Source organism: Arthrobacter sp. lap29, assembly GCF_032458965.1.
Lineage (GTDB): Bacteria > Actinomycetota > Actinomycetes > Actinomycetales > Micrococcaceae > Specibacter > Specibacter psychrochitiniphilus.
The window spans coordinates 279,123-298,717 of sequence record NZ_JAUCEK010000006.1; the positions used below are offsets into that span (position 1 = coordinate 279,123).

A 19,595-nucleotide genomic window follows, 5' to 3' on the forward strand; every position below is an offset into this window, starting at 1 on the left:
GTAGAAGTTTCATTATGGTGGTGCGCCCGCGGCAAGCGGGCGGTGGGCTGCCCACCCGAGGCCTCCCGCCCACCGCGGCAAGCGGGCGGCGGGCTGCCCACCGCGGGCCCGCGGTTGGGCCTGCTAGCGGCTCACTTTGCCGGTAAGGGAGGCGATGGGCCGCAGAAACAATGGCCGCGCCATGAACCAGGCAGCCACCATAACGGCAAGGGAGCCCGCAAAGATGCCAGCGCCGAGCCAACTGCCGTCATTTCGCCCTGCATACATATGGTTCAAGTTGTGCAATGCCCCGGTAATCAGTACCAAGGTCACATGCACAGCCACGAAGGCTACAAAGTAAAGCATCACGGGTAGGTGCAGTGCCCGGGCCGCCTCAATGGGGAAGGCCTTGTTTAGCCAGACGGTATTCTTTGGCCAGGCCGGGGACATCCTCAGCCCGGAGATCAATGCCAAAGGCGCAGCCACAAACACTGTCAGAAAGTACGCCAGCACCTGAAGGGCGTTGTAATTGACCCAGCCGGATTCCAGCGGCCAGTTGAACGACGCGTATTGCAGCATGGCCGAGGCCGCGTTCGGGACAATATCCCAGCTGGTGGGCACAATCCGCATCCACTGATTCGTGACAAACAGCAACACCATGAACACAATCCCGTTCAACACCCACAGCGCATCCAAACTCAGGTGGAACCACAGGTCAAGGCTGATCTTCTTCGGCGCCCCCTTGGTTTTGATCAGCCCCTTGTTATTGCGCGTCCAATAGGCGCCGGGCCGCGTAGTGGTGCGCACCTGCCACCCGGTGCGCACAATGAGCAACAGGAAGAACCCGTTCAGGAAGTGCTGCCACCCCAGCCAAGGCGGCAACCCCACAGGCGCACCCGCTGGCAGTGCCGAATGCCCGGTGTACTGAATCAGGAAGTCTTGCACCCCCTCAGTGCCGCGGAGCCATTTCGCCCCGAGCACCATCAAAACCAGAAGTACAGCGGCGGCACTTGCCGTGAGTGCCAGCCGCACCTTTTTCTTTACTCGGGAGGGCTTGTTCTGCAGCGCCGTCATGCGCCTGAGCGTGCTTCCAGCGCGGAGATCAGTTGAGGCACCACGGTAAAGACGTCGCCCACAATGCCAAAGTCTGCAACCTCAAAGATCGGTGCATCAGCATCTGAATTCACGGCCACAATGGTTTTGGCTGTTTGCATACCGGCCCGGTGTTGGATGGCCCCGGAAATACCCAGGGCAATATACAACTGCGGTGAAACGCTCACACCGGTCTGGCCCACCTGCGCCGACTGTTGGACATAGCCGGCATCCACTGCCGCACGGGAAGCTCCCACGGCAGCGCCCAACGCATCGGCGAGTTGGCCTACCAAGGCAAAGTTCTCGGAGGAGCCCAGCCCGCGTCCGCCAGCCACTACCCGGGCCGCGCCGCGCAGTTCAGGACGGTCACTGGCTGTGGTGGCTGCTGTGCTTGAGAGGATTGTCACTGACGGTCCCTGGGCAGGATCTAGCGAAATGGTAGTCACGGTAGGGGTGGCGGCCGGGGCCTTGTCCTCAATGGCGCCCTGACGGACGGTGAGAACCGCAGCACCGCCGCTCACGGTGGCTTCCACCGTGTAGTCACCGCCCAGGACGGAGTGCGTGCCAATGATTGAATCACCCTCAACACGGACATCAACAACGTCCGCCAATAATCCTGCACCGGTGCGGGCCGCGAACCGGGCGGCCGCATCGCGCCCGGCCACGGAGTTAGCGGCCACAATGGCCACCGGGTTCAGGGCCTGAGCCGCTGCCGTGAGTGCGGCAAGATCCGCGGCCACCACAAGCTGGCCAACGTTCGGCGATTCAGCTAGGAATACCGTCTCAGCACCCCAGGCACCGAGCTGTTCTGCCAGTTTGGCGCCGCTGCCGGGAGCTACGGCAAGAACAGCCACGGGTGTACCAATCTTGGCTGCGGCTCCCAGCAGACCTGCGGTAGTAGTGCCCAATGCGCCGGTTTCAGTGGTTTCAATAAGTGTCAAGACATTTTTCATGATGGTCCTTATGTCCTAGATCAAACGGCTGGAGCGCAGGAACGCCGCCAATTCGGTGCCGGCATTTCCTTCATCAACAACAATTCGGCCAGCAGTCCGGGCTGGGGTGCGCACCGTGCTGATCACAATGCTGGAAGCCGCTGTTCCGGTAGAAGGCAGTGAGCCCAAGTCGGCAAGGCCCAGCTCAGCAAGACCCAGCACTGACAGAGGTTTGCGCTTGGCGGTGATGATGCCCTTGAAACTGGGGAACCGGGCTTCGCCACAGCGTTCGGTCACCGAGACCATGACCGGGAAGGGTGCGCTGAGCCGCACTGAACCTGTTTCGGTGCCGCGCTCCCCTATTACTTCTTGGCCGGAAATTTCTACGGTGTCTACAGCACTCATCAGTGGCAGCGACAAACGCTCGGCAATCATGGCTGGCACAACACCGCCGCGACCATCCGTTGACTCGTTGCCTGCCAACACCAGATCCGCGCCGGTGTGGCGCAGGGCGGCGGCGAGCACTTCCGCCGTCCGTCCCGCATCCGCACCGGCCAGGCTGGCATCACACACGTGAAGAGCATAGTCGGCACCCATGGAGAGGGCTTTACGCAAGCCCTTAGTCAGGGTGTCCGGGCCCATTGAGATAACAACCACCTCGGTACCTTTGTTGGCGTCCTTATACTTCAACCCCACTTCCAGGGCACGTTCGTTGATCTCATCCAACAAGTTCTCCCCTGAGCGGTCCAAGCTCCCCTGCACGGGGTCAAGGTTGCGCTGCTCCCCGGTGTCTGGAACCTGCTTCACCAACACTGCAATCTTCACGTTGTACTTCCTTCTCATCCCTGATGGGTGGACCTGTTGCGTGGGCCTGCTGGGTGAGGCCGTTGGCTGGTGATGCTAGAGGTTGCGGGAGATCACCAAGCGCATGATGTCCGAGGTGCCTTCCTCAATTTCCTCCAGCTTGACATCACGCATCCACTGCTCAACCGGGTACTCGCGGGAGTAGCCCCAACCACCGAGGGTCTGCACGGCCGCCCAGGTGACGAACATGGCGGTTTCGGAGGCCTGCAGTTTAGCCATGGCGGCCAGGCCATTGACGTCCTCACCGGCATCGAGCTGACGGGCTGCATGCAACGTCATCAACCATGACGATTCAATGCGGGTGGCCATATCTGCCAGACGGAACGCCACAGCCTGGTGTTCAATAATCGGCTTGCCGAACTGAGTGCGGGTCCGGGCGTAGTCCAGTGCGTATTCATACGCTGCACGGGCGGCGCCGCAGGACGCTGCTGCCAGGACAACACGGGATACATCGAAGGTCTTCATGAGGCCGTAGAAGCCCTGGCCTTCTTCGCCCAAGCGATCTTCTTCGGGAACAAAGACGTTGTCAAAGAACATTTCGCGGCACACAATGGCTCGCTGGCCCATCTTCTTCATCGGCTCCCCGAAGGAAATGCCGGGCGTGTCCTTCTTCATGAGGAACGCCGTGACACCCTTGGACCGCTCTGAGGGGTCAGTCTTGGCGAATACCACGTACTGATCTGCCAGGCCGGCGTTGGAGATCCACGCTTTCTGGCCGTTGATGGAGTAACCGCCTTGAACCTTGTCAGCGCGGGTCACCATGGAGGCGGAGTCAGAGCCGGAGCCCGGTTCCGTAGTGGCCAGAGCAGTAAACGGTGCATCAGGACCGGACAGGGGCGTGAGCCACTTCTTTTTCTGGTCCTCGTTTCCGAGCGCCAGGATGGGGTCAGCGAAGAAGCCGTTGGAGCAGACAAAGTTGCCAATGCCGGGATCTCCCCAGCACAGCTGTTCCTGAACCAGGCACTGGGTGAAAGCATCGGTGTAGCCGCCGCCGCCATATTCCTCCGGCATCATGAAATCGGTAATGCCCACCACTGCGGCTTTCTGGAAAATGTCCACGGGTGAGACGGTGTCCGCCTCATCCACTTCGCGGCCACGGGGACGGATCTCGTTGGTAGCAAAATCCTTGACCATTTCAACGATGGCGCGCTGCTCATCGTTCAACGGCCAGTATTCAACATTCTTCTTTGCCATGGTCTTCTCCTGTTTTTGGTGTTAAGTGTTTTGGTCTAGGCCGTGAACTGTGCCGCAAGCGGGCTGTTCACGGGGTGTTCCGGGATCTGGCGGTGGTGCCAGGTAAGAACATTTTTTGCTTGCTGCACCACGTAGTCCCGCGCTGACTGCTCAGATAAATACGCGGCATGCGGACTCAGTAGAACCCGGGGGTTGCCGAGCATCGCCTCCCCCGCCGCCGGAGGTTCAACGGCCAGCACATCAAGGCCGGCCCCACCTAGCTGGCCGCTTTCCAATGCCCGCGCCAGTGCCGGGTGATCTACCAACCCGCCACGGGAAACATTGACTAAAAACGATCCCCTCGGCATGAGTGCGAGCCGGTCCGCGTTCACCAGGGCGGTGGTCTCTTCGGTCAGTGGAAGGTGCAAACTGACAAGGTCGCTGCGGGTGAAGAGCTCATCCAGCCCCACCGCCTGGATGCCGTCGGGTGCTGGAAGGTAGGGATCGTAGCCCAGCACGGTTCCCACAGTAGGTCCCATGAGCTTGGCGAAACGGGCACCAATACGGCCCAGCCCCACCACGCCAACGGTTGCCCCGGAGAGCCTGAGCAGCCTCTCCGTTGTGCCGTCCCACTGCCCGGCCTGCACACTCCGGTCAAGGAAGGGCAGCCCGCGCAGCAAAGACAAGGCCATGGCGAAGGCGTGGGTGGCAACTTCCTCCGTGGCCGCCCCCGGCACGTTGGCCACCCAGATGCCGCGCTTGGTGGCAGCAGCAAGATCCACCGTGTCAACGCCCACCGATTGGGTGGCTACAATCTTCAACCCCTCAAGGCGCTCAAGGAGAGCCTCATCAACCACGCAATAGCCAATCAGCAGGGCTTGTGCGCCCTGGGCTACCTTGGCAATGACGTCAGGGTCTGAACTATTGGCCACCCGGACCTCAAAACCGGCTGCTTCCAAGAGCTCAATACCGGGCTGAAGATCGGTGCCGTCCACGTCGGTGTAGACCGCAAGGGGTGAACTCATCGCTGCACCGCAGTGATTTCTGTGTATTCCTCCAGGCCGGCCACTCCGAGTTCACGGCCAATTCCGGAGTCCTTCCATCCACCGAAGGGGGCTTGCGGGTTGAACGGGGCACCGTTGAGATCAACCTGGCCGGTGTCAAGGTGCCGAGCAATCTCCAGTGCCCGCTCGGTACTGCCGGCCCACACCGCACCGGCTAGTCCGTAGACCGTGCCGTTGGCAATCTCAATGGCTTCGGCCTCACTGGAATAGGCGTGTACCACCAGCACAGGCCCAAAGATTTCCTGCTGACTGGCCGGGTCAGTGGGCGCCAAATCTGCCAGGATGGTCGGGTTTACATAGTGTCCGACGGCGTGGGCTGAGACGGGCGGGCCCGTCACCAGCCGGGCGCCCCGGCCCAAGGCACCGTCAATGACGGCAAGTACATCAGCCTTTTGCTTGGCGCTAACCAGCGGGCCCAGATCGGTGCTCTCCGCAGTGGGGTCTCCCACCACAAGAGTTTTGACGTGGGCAGCTGCCAGTTCCAGAGCTTCCTCATAGCGTTGTGCCGGGACCAGCATTCTGGTCCAGGCACTGCAGGTCTGGCCGCTGTTGAGCATGGCCGCGTCCACAGTTCCGGTCACGGCCGCTGCAAAATCAGCATCAGCGCAGATGATGGAGGAGGATTTCCCGCCCAGTTCCAAGCAGGCGCGTTTGAGGTTGCGGGCAGCGGTGGCCCCCACCTCACGGCCTACTGTGGTGGAACCGGTGAAAGAGATAAAGTCCACTCCGGGATGGCCCGTCAGAGCGTCGCCAATGGCACTGCCTGCACCGCTAATGAGGTTGAAAACGCCCTCTGGCAGCCCGGCTTCAATGGTGGCCTCAGCGAAAATATAGGAGGACAACGGCGCCAGTAACGCAGGTTTTAGCACAACCGTGCACCCTGCGGCCAGGGCTGGACCAACCTTCGCCGCCAACTGGTAAAGCGGGTAATTCCACGGGGTGATGCAGGCAACCACACCTACCGGTTTGCGCAGTAAAACAGAGGTCCCGGACTCTTCCTCAAAGGCATAGTTGCGTGCGTTGGTGGCTGCGGCAGCCATCAAATCAATGGCCAGATCCACATGCCAGGCACGGGCGTTGGCAACGGAAACACCAACTTCTGCAACTGTCACCGCAACGAGCTCCTCACGGCGCTGCCGCAACACGGCAACGAGGGCTTCGATGGCATCGGCACGCTCACCGGCAGTTTTGGCACCCCAGGCGCCGGCTGCCGTGCGGGCTGCAGCTACAGCAGCATCCACAGTGGCCCCATCGCACAGAGCTGCCGAGCCAATCACCTCGGCGGTGGCCGGGTTTTCTACCTCCTGCGTAGCCCCGGCCTGTTGCCAGCTACCGCCAATGAGGACGTCGTCACGGAACCAGGTCATGACCGCGGTGTTCACAGTGCCTCCTTGGCGGCCAGCATGTCCGCTGCGGCACGGCTGTCCTCATAGATGTGCAAAACGGTGGGCCTATCGGCGTCGAGCGCTGTTTTGATGGCGCTACCTAGTTCACTGGCGTTGGCAATGGCTACGCCGTAGCAGCCAAGAGCCCTGGCGAGCGCCGGAAAGTCCGGGCTGCCCAAGGCCACAGCGTGCACGGGTTCGCCGCGGTCAGCCATTTCATTGCGGATCTCGCCGTAGCCGCCGTTATCTACAATGACGATGGGCAGTGCTAGGCGAAGCTCCGCGGCCATGGCCAGTTCGGCAATGGTGAACATGATGCCACCGTCACCGTGCAGGACCAGTACCGGGGCTTCTGGATTGGCAACTTTGGCACCAATTCCCGCCGGTAACCCGTACCCGAGCGTGCCAACACCTGTGGGATACAAGAACGCGTTGGGACGGTGCAACGGCAGGTTTGACAGGGCCCCGTAGTAACAAGCCATGGCACTGTCTGCGGCAACAATGCCGTCCCGGGGCAGGGCCGCTGCAATGGCGTCCACAATCTCCAACCAGGGTCCGCCTTCAGTCTGGGCGTCCGTTTCAAAGTCCGCCCGCAGCGCCACCATACGCTGGGCAGCGATGGAGGCGGCGGCGTCGTCCGTGGCTTCATCGGTGGCTGCATCAGTGGCCGTATCAGTGGCACTGAGGTTCGCCAGCAGCGCCGTCAAGACGGCTACACTCTCGCCCACCAGAGCGTGGGCGGGGATGGCGTTGGTGTTGATGGAGGTGGCGTCAATATCGATCCGGATCAGTTTTCCCGCCAGGTTCGGCAGCCCCAGCCACCAGTCCGCGGGGGAAAGTTCTGTTCCGATCGCCACAACAGCGTCGGCATCGTTGAAGGCAGCCAAAGTGCTGGGGTGTTGGACTCCAGCACCAACGGCCAGTACGTGGTCCTCCGGGAAAATGCCCTTGCCGTTGGTGGTGGCAAAGACCGGCGCGGACAGTGCTTGTGCAAGGTCCTTGACCTGGGCCGCGGCCCGGGATGCCCCACCGCCCACCAAAAGCAGCGGGCGTTGAGCTTCGCTGAGCGCGGCCGCAGCAGCCTGGATTTGTGCTGTAGGGGCCATGAGCTGACCGGCGGCCACCGGCGGCACCACAGTTACTTGCCCCACCTCATCGAGCAGGTCCAGCGGGATTTCCAGGTGTACCGGACGTGGCCGGCCCGTTGCCATGGCAGCGAACGCCTGGGCAACGGCCAACGGGATTTCTGCCACGGAGGTCACACGGTGGCTGTAGGCCACCACGGCCGCCAATGCTGCCCCCTGATCCTTGATTTCGTGCAACAAGCCGTTGCCGCGGCCGGGGTGCGCCAGCGGCATGCCGGGAGAGATGAACAGCACCGGAATTGAATCCGAGTACGCCTGGGCCGCAGCTGCTGCGGCGTTGAGGATGGCGGGGCCCGTGGTGGTAAGGACCACGCCGGGGCGTCCCGAGGAGCGGGCATAACCGTCGGCTGCGTAGCCGGCTCCCTGTTCGTGCCGCGGCGAGATGTGCTTGATGCCGTAGCTGGGCATGGCGGCGTAGGCGGCCAAGTTGTGTGTTCCGGGGATACCAAAAATGGTGTCCACGCCGTGGGCTGCCAGACCGGCAACCAGGGCTTCTCCACCTGTAAGGGCGCTCATGCTTTTACTCGCTCATCTGTGTAGACGGACTTACCTAACCATTGGCCACCATCCACCACCATGACTTCACCGGTGACGTAATCGGCACGCGGGCTCAGGAGGTAGTTGGCGGACTCGGCAATTTCGGCGGGGCTGGCGAACCGGCCTGCCGGGACGCCGCTGAGGACCTTTTCACGGGCGGACTCGGTGCCCCACAACGCGGCACCGGCACCTTCAGTTTCGGTGGGTCCGGGAGCAATGCAGTTCACTCGAACTCCGCGGGCTGCCCATTCCACGGCAAGCGTGCGGGTCATGGCCACAATGCCACCCTTGGCTGCTGCGCTGTGCACTGTGCCCGGATGTCCGTGCCAGGCGTAGCTGGCAATGACGTTCAGGATGCTTCCGCTGCCGGCCGCCAGCATGTGCTGAGCTGCTGCGTGGGTTGCGTAAAAGGTCCCGTTGAGCACAATGTCAATGACGGCCTTCCAGCCGTTGGGGCTCAGGTCCTCGCCGGGGACAATGAAGTTGCCGGCCGCATTGTTCACTAACGCATCAATGCGTCCTTCGCGTTCTACAACAGAGTTGATGGCATCTGCCATGCCCTGGGCATCACGGACGTCGCAGGAGATGTAATCGGCGCTGCCACCAGCGTCAGTAATGAGCCGTACAGTCTCCTGCAGCGGTTCTTCTCGGCGTCCTATGACAACGACTTTTCCGCCGGCTGCTGCGTAGCGGGCGGCGATGGCGCGGCCAATGCCGGAGCCGCCACCTGTTACGACCGCAATTTTTCCAGCAAATTCTTCTCTGATATCCGGAACAAGCAAGGCGTTCTCCTTCATGCGTTGACCGCGGCAGCCGTGAGCACCAATGCATCGACTGCGAGAGCCCCTTCAGGGGCCACACGGATAGGATTGACTTCAAATTCTGTGATGTTCTGGTTAGCTGCGACGGCTTCGGAAATTGAAACCACCATGGCGGCCAGTGCCTGGATGTCGGTGGCCGGGCGGCCGCGCCATCCTTGCAAGAGCGGCAGGCACTTCAACCGGCCAATCATCTCCAACGCGGTAGCGTGGTCCACTGGCGCCAGCTCTACGCTGATGTCCTTGTGCAGTTCCGTTTCCGTACCCCCGGCTCCTACCGTGACAACCGGACCAAAGTCCCTGTCCTGGCGGGCACCTACCAGCACTTCTACGGTATTTTGGCGAATATCCTGTTCCTCTACTACGTACTCGCCGTCCCCCAGCCGCGCCTGCATATCCTCGAAGGCTGCCATCAGCTGCTCGGCCGAGCCCAAGCCCAGCTTCACGCCGTCGTGCTCACTTTTGTGCTCGAGCCAACCGGCCTTCAAGACGAGAGGGTAGCGCAACTCTTCGCTGGCCCGGACCGCGTCGGCACGGTTGTTTGCCAGCCGTCCTTCCGGCGCCGCGATGCCCAGTTCCGCCAAAAACGCACGAGCCTGCCAGTATCCTGATTCCGGTTCGGCCAGCTTCTGCTCCGGCGAGCCGAGCACCCGCCCCGGGGACGCGCTTAGCTGGGCTGCCAGGGACAGCGTCCGCAGTGCAATCTCGATGCCGGGGTAGGTGGGGATGCCATCAGCCCAGAGGCGCGCCACCACGGCCGAGTCGGAACTCATACTGTGGACAACCAGGGGCATCCCGGCGGCCTTGACAATGTCCGCCATACGGTCTGCAACGCTGAGTTCACGGGCCTCGATGGCGGGCGTGTCTGAGCCGTAGCAACCGAAGTATCCAGAGAGGACTACCGAGTCCACTTCACCGGAGCTCATCAGAACCTCCACCAGATCGGCGTACACATCCAGATTCGCTTCCCCGGCTCCAGCTAAGTCGATGGGGTTGGATACTGCGGCACCGGCGGGCAGAATTTCCGCGAGCTGGCGCTGCAACTGTTCGGAGAATATGGGTGCGTCCAGACCGTGGACTGCGGCCACGTCTGCTGCTATGCCACCTTGCCCACCACTGTCACTGATGAGTGCAGTGCGCCGGCTGGCCGGTTTTGCGGCAACACTCAAGTAACGGGCGGCGTTCACCAGCTCGGTGGGGGTGGCTACACGGATGGCCCCAGCCGCACGGCAGGCAGCGTCAACAGTGTCAAGGGCGGAGGTGAGTGACCCGGTGTGGGACTGGGCCAGACGTTGGCTGGCATCACTGGCTCCGGTGGTGAGCACCAGGGTTGTCTTTCCTGCCAGGGACAGGTCACGGATGGTTTCCACCAGCTGAACTCCGCTGGTGAAGCTCTCCAAATACAAGGCGATGATTTTGCTTTGTTCGTGATCTGCCAGATCAGCAACGAGTTCCGCAGCGTTCACATCCAGCTGATTTCCAATGGATACAAAGCGAGAAACACCCATGCCGGCACGCGCAGCCAAGATGGCCAGTTCAGATCCAAGCTGCCCGCTTTGGGAGATGATGGCCAGCGGACCCGGGCTGAAATGCCCCCATGCCAGCTGCAAAGAAGAGGAAGCATCAAAAAGTCCCAGACTGTTGGGGCCAATGATGCGTGCACCGGCGGCGCGAATCATGGCTCCGAGGGCTTCTTCTTCCAGCACACCTGCGGTGATGCCCAGAAACGCCTTGACGCCGGCGGCGAGGGCCTCCCGGACCACTTCAGTAACAAAGCGCGGCGGGACGCACAGAACAACGAGTTCAGGTACGCCCGGCAATGCCGAAATGCTGGAGTAGGCCGTTTCGTTCTGGACGGTTGCAGCTGATCCGTTGACAAGGTACACATCGCGGCGATGCGCTCCGGACAAGGCCCCGCGGGCTAGCCAGTAACCCCATTTAGCTTGATCATCCGAGGCACCAACCACTGCCACGGATGAGGGATCACGAAACGCTTTGAGCGAGGACGCTGGCATCAGTTGCCTCCGAATGCTTCTGAGTCTTGGCATCCGAATGGATACCGTAGTTGGTAGGTGAGACTTTGTTGAGGTCCAGTTCAGGACCCGCCGCCTTTGGCTGGGGCTCCTGCACTGGTCCGACAACAGTTACCGGAAGTTCTTTAACTAACCAGTCAGTTATATAACTAAGTGTGACTGGGATCACGCAAGTTGTCAATGTTGGCGGTGGAAATTTTACTAGCTTCCGCACTGGCGCCCTGGGGCACCCGCCGGCACACCCAATAGGACACCTGACGGACCCAAGGAAGTGAATGCCCAGTTGCTTAGGCCGTACCGTACTGCGCATCAATGGCAAGCAGCTGCTCACGAGTGAAAGCCAGTGCAGCATCGCGCAGTGATGACCCATCACGTACTGAGCGCACAAACATATCCGAGACAATCCTGCTCATTTCCCGCCGAATCATCGCTTCGGACTGCTGGGCATCGGCATCAATGTCACCAAAGAGCATCCACCACCACCATGCATTTGTGGCGGAGTTAGAGACAAAGTCAGGCACCACCGGTATACCGCGAGCCAGGAGCATCTCCTCAGCCTCTTTGAGAACCGGCATATTCGCAGCTTCCACGATGAGTGAAGCCGCAATTTCGTGCTGATTTTCTGCGGTGATGCAGTAGGAAATGGCGGCAGGCACCAAAACATCAGTCTCAATGCGCAACCACTGATCACGGGGAACCAAGGCATCCTCAGGCCTTAGGACCTCGCGGTCAATTTCGCCAAATGAGTTACGCGATGCCAGCAAAGCCTCAACATCTAGCCCCTGCGGGTTGACAATGACTCCATTGGCATCTGAAATGCCAACCACCAACAGGCCAGCCTGTGAGAGGTAGCGTGCCGTGGCACCGCCCATAGAGCCGAAGCCCTGGATCACCACGCGGGACCCTTCCCTGCGGCGCCCCAATGCATCAAGGGCCGTTAAAACTGATTCAGCAACTCCGAGACCCCCAACCAACTCTCCCAGCCCCACTGCGTCTATCTCAATCTCAAATGCACGGCTCAAACGCTCCGTGGCAGCAGCGCGATCCTCCAGCAGCGGATAGACAGCTTGCACGGAGCTTTCCAGTCCCAGCTCCGCAATGATCTCGTCAATGAGCTTTTGCTGCACACCCAGGTCCTCCCCCAGGGTCCAGTGTGCACTGACCAGTGCGCTGACGCTTTGCAGGAAGCGCTTGAGAACAGCGCGCATGTTGGGATCGTGCGGATCGCAGTCAATGCCACCCTTAGCCCCTCCGAGCGGAACATACCGCGCGCCGGGACGGTAGTGCAGTCCCTCCTTGAGCGTCATGCCTTGGGCGAGTCCGCGAACCTCGTCCAGGGTGCATCCCTTGCGCATGCGGAGACCGCCGCTGCAAACTCCCCGGACCAGCCTGTCGATCACCAAGTAGCCCTTGTATCCGGTCACGGGATCAGTCCAACTAATCTCCAGCAAGGAAGGGACCACGGTCTTGGCCGGCGCATTTTCAACTGCTACTGACATGCCTAACTCCTATGTATCGGAAATTATTTACTGAACCGCTATTCAGCATTCACGAGACTTGGATGATTTGTCAAGAGCTTGGATTCAGGCGCATCTGCTAAGTAAGGGGGCATCTTTTCTTCGCAGTGCCTTTGGTTCACTACCTGAACCGCTAGTCAGCAGTGGCGCATAGCGCGCGAGAGGTATCAGGCAGGAACTGGCTCTCCTGTGGGCACAAATACGAAAGGGCACCCCTAAACCGGCTATGAGCTCAACGGAGGCAGAGAAAAGGGGTTACTGGCAACAGCTTCTCAAGCTATTGCCAGTAACCCCTTTAGATCCCGAGCAAAGAAAATCAGGTCCCGCGCCTATTCACATCTCAAGCAGTGCTCTTGGCAACAAATGCTCGGATGCGCGCGTTGGTGTCGGGATGGGAGATTATCGAGGAAATACTCTCAGCCTCCAACGCCAGGTGCGCAGCGAAACCCGCGTTACTGGCGCGCTTGAGAAGCTGCCGGGTGGGACCCAAAGCCTGTGTTGCACCCGCTGTCAGCTGTGTCCCCAGCGCGCGGGCTCGTTCAACCAATTCTTCAGCAGGCACCAGTTCGCTCACCAGTCCCCAAGCAAGGCCCTCTTGAGCTGTGACAGGGCGTCCCAGCAGGCAGATTTGGGCTGCGCGCTGGTGCCCCACTATCTGAGGAAGCAGATACGAGACGCCACAATCAGGGCTCAACCCCACGTTGCCATAAGCCGAGACGAAGCCAGCCTTGTCCGATGCGAGCACAAAATCGGCATTGAGGACCAGGCCTAGGCCGGCACCGGCGGCAAACCCTTGGACGGCAGCAATGGTGATGAGCCGTGAGTGTGCAAGACTCAGCAACCCTTCATGCATCTTTTCTGCCAGCGCCTTCAGGAATCGAGCCGGGTCCTGCGCCGCTGCCATCATGTGAACATCGCCACCGGCACAAAAATACTTTCCATTGCCCTGCAGGATCACAACGTGGCAGTCAGGATCGTTTTGCGCCAATTCGATGGCGGCGCAAAATTCGTCAGCCAAGGTATCACTGAGCGCATTGGCTTCGGCGGGGCGGTTCAAGGTGAGCCACAGCAGTGGCCCCTCCTGCTCCACCACAATATTTTTAAACGTCATAGCGTCCGTCTTGTTCTAGGCCAGGACTCGGGCATCGGCGGCTTCCCAATGCATTTGAATCTGGGCCCCTGCGTGGATGCCATCAGGTGAGCGGGGAACTTCGGTGCGGGCAATCAAGAGGGCACCGGCATCCGTGCGGGCCTGGACTGTCCGGCTGCTGCCAAGGTAGATGCAATCTTCCACGGTAGCTCCGATCTGGTCATGAATGGTGTTGGTTATCTGGCCGGCAGGAGAAACACGCATATGCTCTGGCCGGATCATTAACCCGGTGCCCTCCTTGGCATGCCCCAGGGGCAGTTTGAACTCGCGGGCATGCTGCCCGTCAATAAATGCGGAATTCTTAATGGATCCTTGGAAGATGTTGGATACACCCACAAATTCAGCGGCGTACCGGCAGCTCGGTGCGTTGTACAGCTCTTCTGGCGTGCCTAGCTGAACAATCTGCCCATCCTTGAGCAAGGCAATCCTGTCTGACATGGTCAGTGCCTCGTCTTGGTCATGGGTGACGAAGACAAAGGTGATGCCGATGTCCTTGTGCAGCTTGCGGATTTCCAGCTGCAGCTGCTCGCGTAGCATCTTATCCAACGCTCCAAGAGGCTCATCCATGAGCAATACGCGGGGGCGGAACACGATGGCACGCGCCAGCGCCACACGTTGCTGCTGACCACCAGAAATTTCGGTGGGCTTGCGGTTTGCCATGCGGCCAAGGTCAACCATGTCCAAGGCCTCCCCTACCCGGCGGATGATTTCAGCCTTGGGGACGCCCAGCCGCTTCAGTGGGTACGCCACGTTTTCTGCCACGCTCATGTGCGGGAACAAGGCATAGTGCTGAAACACCATACCCAGTCCGCGCTTGTGCGGCGGCAGACGGGACACATCCACGCCGTCAACCTCTATGGTGCCACCCGAGGGCTTGACGAATCCGGCAAGGATGTTCAGAAGCGTTGATTTGCCGGAACCACTGGCCCCAAGCAATGTCAGGAACTCACCTCCGTGAATGTCCAGATCAACTGAATCAAGCACTGTCAGCTCTTTGTAGGTCTTGCTGATTCCGGAGATGCGGATCGGGGCACCAGAGGATTCATACTGGGTTTCTTGAGACTTCGTCATCTCATATTCCTTCGTTCATGGTCAGGGACGCTCGACGGTCAATCATTTTTCGGATCATTTTTACTGCACCCATCAAAAGGAACGTTGAAATGATCACCAGCAGGGAAAGGCTGGAGACTGCGGCTACTGCCGGGTCCACCTGGACACGTATGCCGGACCACATCTTTACCGGCATAGTGGTCATATCAGGGCCCGAGAGGAAAATTGCGGTCACCACTTCATCCCAGCTGGTGATGAAAGCGAACAATGCCCCCGCGAGCACGCTGGGAAGAATGAGCGGCAAGGTAATCCGGAAGAAGGTGGAGACCGGCCCGGCACCGAGGTTCATAGAGGCCATTTCCAGCCGGCGGTCAACAGAGACTAACCCGGTGGAAACGTTGATCATGACGTATGGGACGCCCAAGCAGGTGTGCACCAAGACAAAGCCCAGCGTGGTCTCGGTCAGCCCCAAGTTAAGGAACGCTATGTAAACGGCCAAACCAACAATCACGTACGGCACAATCAGTGGTGCCAGCAGCACTGCCGTGACGGCGTTGCGGAACGGAAACCTGCCACGCACCAGAGCAAGTGCGGCCAGCGTTCCCAAAATTACTGAGACGGTGGCTGACAATAGCGCCACTTTGAGGCTAGCGAAGGCCGACCGTCCCCAGCTGGGGTCATCAAGCAATTGCTGGTACCAGCGCAAGGAGAGTTCCTTGGGCGGGAAGGTAAGGAAGGAGCTGCTGGACAGTGACATGGGGACCACCACCAGTACGGGCAACAGCAGGTACAGTCCTATGATCGCGGCGAGGAGAATCAAGGCCGTTCTTGCAAGGATGCGGTTCATGATTGTCCCATCAAGTGCTTTTGCAGGTCAAAGTATTTACTGGCCAAGCCAATGAGGAGGAATGTGGTGACAAGCAGCATGGTAGCCAGCGCCGCAGCAAACCCGAACCGCAGGACTGTGCTGACCTGCTGGACAATCAATTCACCAATCATGGTGTTCTTTGGCCCACCCAACAATGCCGGGGTGATGTAGTAACCCAAGGCCTGGACGAAGGTCAACAAAATTGCCGCCGCAACACCTGGCAGGCTCAACGGAACAAAAATCCGCAAGAACGCCCCTGAGGGGCGGTCGCCCAACCCTTCGGCAGCCTGCAACAGGCGGCGGTCAATGGTTCGCATGGTGGCATAGATCGGCAAGACGGCAAACGGTAGGGCCACTTGGACCATACCGATCACCACTCCGCTCATGGTGCGGATGATGGTGACGGGTTCAGCGATGAGACCCGCATCCTGTGCCAGCGAGTTTAGTACGCCTGTGTCACGCAAGAGCAGGACCAGGGCGAAGCTGCGGACCAGAATACTTGTCCAGAAAGGCACAAGCACCAAAACCAACATCACTGTGCGCCACTTCGGTGTTGCCAGTGTCATCAGGTATGCGTAGGGGAAAGCCAGGAGCAACGTTACCGCTGTGACAATTGCCGCTGTCAAGAACGTGTTGCCCAAAACTTTCACATAGACGGATTGGGCAAAAATTGCCGTGTAGTTCTGCCACCCAAATGTGGGGTCGGTGAAGCTCTTTTGGAGCATGACAAACAACGGGAGGATAAAGACCAGGATGAGGAACACTAGCAGCGGCAGAACTAGCGCACCCCACCCGTCAATGCGCAAGAAGTTTTTGATCTTGCTGGCAAAGGAGGGGGGCGCCGGCTGCCGCAGGGCTGCCCTGGTCCCTGCGGCTACACTCATTTGGCGATCCAGTTATTGAGCTCTTCGGTGACCGAATCATAGTTCTTGGCCCAGTATGAGTAGTCAATGAGCCCGGCGGAATCCTTGGAGACTTCTTCGCTGCCGGCAAGGTCCTTGCGATCAGCTTCGGGAACCAAGCCAATCGCGTCACTGGAGACAGGACCATAACCGGATGCGACGGCGTCGTCCGCTTGGGCCTGCCCGTTACCCAAGAACCAGACCATCCAGTCCGCGGCCAATTCGGCGTTGGGGTATCCCTTGGGGATGACTACCTGGTCATAGGAGATGAGGTTCTGCCCGTAGTCATTGGCCACGGCCTGGCCCTCTGCTGCAGCCTTGGTGATGCGGCCATTCCAGGCTTGCACCAGAGGCGCTTCCCCGCTGGCCACCAGCTGGGTCTGCTGGTCACCGGTGTCATACCAAACAATGTCTTTCTTGATGGTGTCTAGCTTGGCAAAGGCTCGGGGCAGATCCAGCGGGTAGAGCTTATCTGCCGGGACGCCGTCGGCCAGCAGTGCTGCCTCAAACAGTCCGCCGGTGGCGTACTTCCAGAAGCCGCGCTTCCCCGGGAAAGTCTTCGTATCGAAGAATTCGGCCCAGTTAGTGGGGTGCTTATCGGCAAACACCTCAGTGTTGTACGCAATGCTGAACGTGTACTGCAGATTCGGGATGGCGCATTCGCCCATTTGGGCCTCGGGGACGCCGGCGGCCTTGGCGGCGTCAATGACTCGTTGTGGCAGCTTCTCCAGCAAGCCCTTCTCACAGGCAGTATTGGCAAAGTTGGGTTCAACTTCAACAACTCCCCAGTTGACCTTGCCAGCATTGACCTGGGTCTCGATCTTGGCGTAGTCAGTGGGTGAATCTTCCTTGATGGTCACACCACTCTCCGCAGCCCAGGGGGTGAAGTAGCTAGCCACATGTGCAGACTGGGCTTGCCCGCCCCACATGGTGACAGTGAGCGACTTTTCATCCGAAGCCGTTCCGGCTCCGCCACACGCGGAAAGGGAGAGCGCCAACACTGCCGCTCCTGCCATTACTTTGTACCTTCGTGCCATTTTAAGGTCCAACTTCCATAGTTAACTAATCAGTCAGTTATCAATAGAACTGTGACGCAGTTCACGATGTTTGTCAATGCCAATTTTTCGCCGGGTTCTCTCAGTGCCGCCAGTCCGGGCACCTCCCTGGGCACGGCTTGGGCTGGGCTTGGGCTGGGCTTGGGCGGGGCTTGGGCCGGGCTTGGGCCGGGCTTGGGCCGGGCTTGGGCCGGACTTCAGTAGGGCCCGGGCACCTTCGTGGCGCTGCAAAGCAACCCGATCCAGGGTGCGGATTCAGCCTGGTTCAGGCAGAGGGTTCAGGTTGGGCCGGGTCAGGTGCGGGGGTCGGGTTCAGGTTTGGCCAAGTGGGCACGAAAAGACCCTGCCACCGCAGTTCTGCTACTGCGGGCTTAATACCGCGGGAGAAAGCCCTGAACCGCAACGGTAAATGGCGTGTTTTGCGCAGTGATTAATGGCCGATGAGCAGGGCCTTCCGCGCGATGTCGACAATCTCGGGCGTGAACCCGGTGAGGCCGTTGAACCGCCCGGCATGGCGGCTTGGCCGAGCACGCGTCGATTTACGTGATCATCAATAAAGTCTTCCGTGCATCCGGGGTGGAGGATGTGAAGGTTGGATCACGTGCCCTTCGCTACAACGCGGCATCGAAGTTGCTGCAGGCAGGTACCGCGTTGCCGACGATCTCGGTAATCCTGGGCCATGCCCACAACGACTCAACCAATGTGTATCTCAACGCTGACACGGAGCGGTTGCGTGGCTGCGTGCTGCCATTGCCGGAAGGAGTACGGTGATGAGCAAGCCAGTGTTCACCAGTGTGTTCGCCGAGGACCTGAAACGGTATCTGGCCTTCAAGCAGGATATGGGCTGCTATGGCACCGCCCGCGGCTGGTACCTGAGCAGCTTCGATGCCTACTGCACGAAACACGGGATCGTCTCCTTTGACCGGCAAGCCGTCGAAGACTGGGTGGTCTTCAGGAAGTCCTCCCAGCCGGGCTCTCAACCGTCCTGGATGTCATACATCAGGGATTTCGGCCGCTGGATGCGGACCCACAACAACCCGGACGCGTATGTGCTCACCGAGTCCTGGCGGTCCGGATTTGTCCGTTCCCAACCATACTTGTTGAGCCGGGAAGAAATCTCCCGGTTCTTCCAAGCTGCTGCCGAACTGAAGACCAAATCGCCGTGGCAATGGCAGTCCGTCGCCTTCTTCGGGTTGATGCACTCATGTGGGCTTCGGACTTGCGAAACCCGTCGTCTGCGACTCCAGGATGTTGACCTCCGTAAAGGAGAGATTGATGTGTTGTGGTCTAAAGGCAACCGAAGCCGGCGCCTGCCGATCACCGATGAAATCATCGAGGTCCTCACCAAATACGACCAGATGTCTCGTAAGGAATTTGGGCGACAGCGTCCCAGATTCTTCATTTCTTCAACCCCAACCCCGATTACTCCAGTCACGGCAGGGGTCATGTTCAACCGGATCTGGGACCAGGCCAGGCTGCCCAGAAGTAGCGGTGGCAACCAGCCGCATCCATACTCCTTCAAGCACCATTTTGCTTACGCCAACATCGAACGATGGATGGCAGAAGGCACCGACGTCAACGCGATGCTGCCCTACCTCGCCCGATATATGGGGCACGCTTCACTGGATAGCACCTATTACTACATCCACACACACCGGATTTCATGGATGGCTACGCAGCCCTCACCCACGATGGCCAAGGCGTATTTCCCGAGGTGGGATCCGAATGAAAAACACAACACCCCAAGCAGTCCCGGATTTCTGGGGATACGCCCGGAACTACCTGCACCAGTTCCTGCCCCAAGCCAGGAACCTGGGCCCGCGCAGCATTGAGGCATACCGAATCAGTCTCGAGAGCTATATCCACTACCTGGTCGCTCTCTACCAAGCAGCGAAGGCTCTCAAGGCACCGGCCACACCACGCAAACTGAATCGTCCCGGGTTTTGTGCCGTTTTCTATTGAGAGAATGGATAGCATGCCTAAGCAGTACACCCCTGAAGTGAAGAGCCGTGCCGTGTCTTACGTGATGGA

Annotated in this window: 17 protein-coding genes; 2 read left to right on the plus strand and 15 right to left on the minus strand. The window is 59.8% G+C overall.

Going from position 1 to position 19,595, the window contains the following annotated elements:
* Positions 1 to 123 precede the first annotated feature (123 nt).
* From RY113_RS12520 to RY113_RS12590, 15 genes are all read right to left on the minus strand, one after another.
* Positions 124 to 1,053, minus strand: coding sequence for a cytochrome b/b6 domain-containing protein (locus tag RY113_RS12520; protein ID WP_315914812.1), 930 nt, complete (start codon positions 1,051 to 1,053; stop codon positions 124 to 126).
* Positions 1,050 to 2,024: an electron transfer flavoprotein subunit alpha/FixB family protein gene (locus RY113_RS12525; RefSeq protein ID WP_315914813.1), complete on the minus strand. Its 975-nt coding sequence runs from the start codon at positions 2,022 to 2,024 to the stop codon at positions 1,050 to 1,052. Before RY113_RS12525 ends, RY113_RS12520 begins: the two co-directional genes overlap by 4 nt.
* A 15-nt stretch (positions 2,025 to 2,039) precedes the next feature.
* Entirely contained in the window at positions 2,040 to 2,828 is a 789-nt protein-coding gene (locus tag RY113_RS12530; protein WP_110104505.1) for an electron transfer flavoprotein subunit beta/FixA family protein, read from the minus strand.
* A 75-nt stretch (positions 2,829 to 2,903) separates the two neighbouring features.
* The gene (locus tag RY113_RS12535; RefSeq protein WP_315914814.1) at positions 2,904 to 4,061 is read right to left on the minus strand and encodes an acyl-CoA dehydrogenase family protein; all 1,158 of its coding nucleotides are present in this window, start codon (positions 4,059 to 4,061) and stop codon (positions 2,904 to 2,906) included.
* Between the two features lie 35 nt (positions 4,062 to 4,096).
* The gene (locus RY113_RS12540; RefSeq protein ID WP_315914815.1) at positions 4,097 to 5,065 is read right to left on the minus strand and encodes a C-terminal binding protein; all 969 of its coding nucleotides are present in this window, start codon (positions 5,063 to 5,065) and stop codon (positions 4,097 to 4,099) included.
* Positions 5,062 to 6,486, minus strand: coding sequence for an aldehyde dehydrogenase family protein (locus RY113_RS12545; protein ID WP_315914816.1), 1,425 nt, complete (start codon positions 6,484 to 6,486; stop codon positions 5,062 to 5,064). The genes RY113_RS12540 and RY113_RS12545 overlap by 4 nt, the downstream gene beginning before the upstream one ends.
* Positions 6,483 to 8,150 (minus strand): thiamine pyrophosphate-binding protein, encoded by a 1,668-nt coding sequence (locus RY113_RS12550; RefSeq protein ID WP_315914817.1) that lies wholly within the window; start codon positions 8,148 to 8,150, stop codon positions 6,483 to 6,485. Before RY113_RS12550 ends, RY113_RS12545 begins: the two co-directional genes overlap by 4 nt.
* Positions 8,147 to 8,968, minus strand: a complete 822-nt coding sequence (locus RY113_RS12555) for an SDR family oxidoreductase (protein ID WP_315914818.1) — start codon at positions 8,966 to 8,968, stop codon at positions 8,147 to 8,149. Before RY113_RS12555 ends, RY113_RS12550 begins: the two co-directional genes overlap by 4 nt.
* Positions 8,965 to 11,004, minus strand: coding sequence for an acetate--CoA ligase family protein (locus RY113_RS12560; RefSeq protein WP_315914819.1), 2,040 nt, complete (start codon positions 11,002 to 11,004; stop codon positions 8,965 to 8,967). Before RY113_RS12560 ends, RY113_RS12555 begins: the two co-directional genes overlap by 4 nt.
* A gap of 305 nt (positions 11,005 to 11,309) precedes the next feature.
* Complete coding sequence (locus RY113_RS12565) at positions 11,310 to 12,521, minus strand: Glu/Leu/Phe/Val dehydrogenase dimerization domain-containing protein (protein WP_315914820.1); 1,212 nt, start codon at positions 12,519 to 12,521, stop codon at positions 11,310 to 11,312.
* A gap of 358 nt (positions 12,522 to 12,879) precedes the next feature.
* Positions 12,880 to 13,650, minus strand: a complete 771-nt coding sequence (locus RY113_RS12570) for an enoyl-CoA hydratase/isomerase family protein (protein ID WP_315914821.1) — start codon at positions 13,648 to 13,650, stop codon at positions 12,880 to 12,882.
* Between the two features lie 15 nt (positions 13,651 to 13,665).
* On the minus strand, positions 13,666 to 14,760 hold the full coding sequence (locus RY113_RS12575) for an ABC transporter ATP-binding protein (RefSeq protein WP_315914822.1): 1,095 nt from the start codon (positions 14,758 to 14,760) through the stop codon (positions 13,666 to 13,668).
* 1 nt (position 14,761) lies between these two features.
* A complete protein-coding gene (locus RY113_RS12580) occupies positions 14,762 to 15,586 on the minus strand; it encodes an ABC transporter permease (RefSeq protein WP_110104521.1) in 825 nt (274 codons plus the stop codon).
* On the minus strand, positions 15,583 to 16,491 hold the full coding sequence (locus RY113_RS12585; RefSeq protein WP_110104522.1) for an ABC transporter permease: 909 nt from the start codon (positions 16,489 to 16,491) through the stop codon (positions 15,583 to 15,585). Before RY113_RS12585 ends, RY113_RS12580 begins: the two co-directional genes overlap by 4 nt.
* A complete protein-coding gene (locus tag RY113_RS12590) occupies positions 16,488 to 17,525 on the minus strand; it encodes an ABC transporter substrate-binding protein (RefSeq protein ID WP_211315072.1) in 1,038 nt (345 codons plus the stop codon). The genes RY113_RS12585 and RY113_RS12590 overlap by 4 nt, the downstream gene beginning before the upstream one ends.
* A gap of 558 nt (positions 17,526 to 18,083) precedes the next feature.
* On the opposite strand from RY113_RS12590, the gene RY113_RS12595 reads away from it, so the two are divergent.
* Together RY113_RS12595 and RY113_RS12600 are read left to right on the plus strand one after the other, a co-directional pair.
* Entirely contained in the window at positions 18,084 to 18,335 is a 252-nt protein-coding gene (locus RY113_RS12595) for a tyrosine-type recombinase/integrase (RefSeq protein ID WP_315914823.1), read from the plus strand.
* Positions 18,335 to 19,396: a tyrosine-type recombinase/integrase gene (locus tag RY113_RS12600; protein ID WP_315914824.1), complete on the plus strand. Its 1,062-nt coding sequence runs from the start codon at positions 18,335 to 18,337 to the stop codon at positions 19,394 to 19,396. Before RY113_RS12595 ends, RY113_RS12600 begins: the two co-directional genes overlap by 1 nt.
* Positions 19,397 to 19,595: the final 199 nt, after the last annotated feature.

Bases quoted from the DNA above. Each gene is read 5' to 3' on its own strand.
- RY113_RS12520 (WP_315914812.1), bottom strand. From the start codon at position 1,053: ATGACGGCGCTGCAGAACAAGCCCTCCCGAGTAAAGAAAAAGGTGCGG.
- RY113_RS12525 (WP_315914813.1), bottom strand. From the start codon at position 2,024: ATGAAAAATGTCTTGACACTTATTGAAACCACTGAAACCGGCGCATTG.
- RY113_RS12535 (WP_315914814.1), bottom strand. From the start codon at position 4,061: ATGGCAAAGAAGAATGTTGAATACTGGCCGTTGAACGATGAGCAGCGC.
- RY113_RS12540 (WP_315914815.1), bottom strand. From the start codon at position 5,065: ATGAGTTCACCCCTTGCGGTCTACACCGACGTGGACGGCACCGATCTT.
- RY113_RS12550 (WP_315914817.1), bottom strand. From the start codon at position 8,150: ATGAGCGCCCTTACAGGTGGAGAAGCCCTGGTTGCCGGTCTGGCAGCC.
- RY113_RS12555 (WP_315914818.1), bottom strand. From the start codon at position 8,968: ATGAAGGAGAACGCCTTGCTTGTTCCGGATATCAGAGAAGAATTTGCT.
- RY113_RS12560 (WP_315914819.1), bottom strand. From the start codon at position 11,004: ATGCCAGCGTCCTCGCTCAAAGCGTTTCGTGATCCCTCATCCGTGGCA.
- RY113_RS12565 (WP_315914820.1), bottom strand. From the start codon at position 12,521: ATGTCAGTAGCAGTTGAAAATGCGCCGGCCAAGACCGTGGTCCCTTCC.
- RY113_RS12570 (WP_315914821.1), bottom strand. From the start codon at position 13,650: ATGACGTTTAAAAATATTGTGGTGGAGCAGGAGGGGCCACTGCTGTGG.
- RY113_RS12575 (WP_315914822.1), bottom strand. From the start codon at position 14,760: ATGACGAAGTCTCAAGAAACCCAGTATGAATCCTCTGGTGCCCCGATC.
- RY113_RS12580 (WP_110104521.1), bottom strand. From the start codon at position 15,586: ATGAACCGCATCCTTGCAAGAACGGCCTTGATTCTCCTCGCCGCGATC.
- RY113_RS12585 (WP_110104522.1), bottom strand. From the start codon at position 16,491: ATGAGTGTAGCCGCAGGGACCAGGGCAGCCCTGCGGCAGCCGGCGCCC.
- RY113_RS12590 (WP_211315072.1), bottom strand. From the start codon at position 17,525: ATGGCAGGAGCGGCAGTGTTGGCGCTCTCCCTTTCCGCGTGTGGCGGA.
- RY113_RS12600 (WP_315914824.1), top strand. From the start codon at position 18,335: ATGAGCAAGCCAGTGTTCACCAGTGTGTTCGCCGAGGACCTGAAACGG.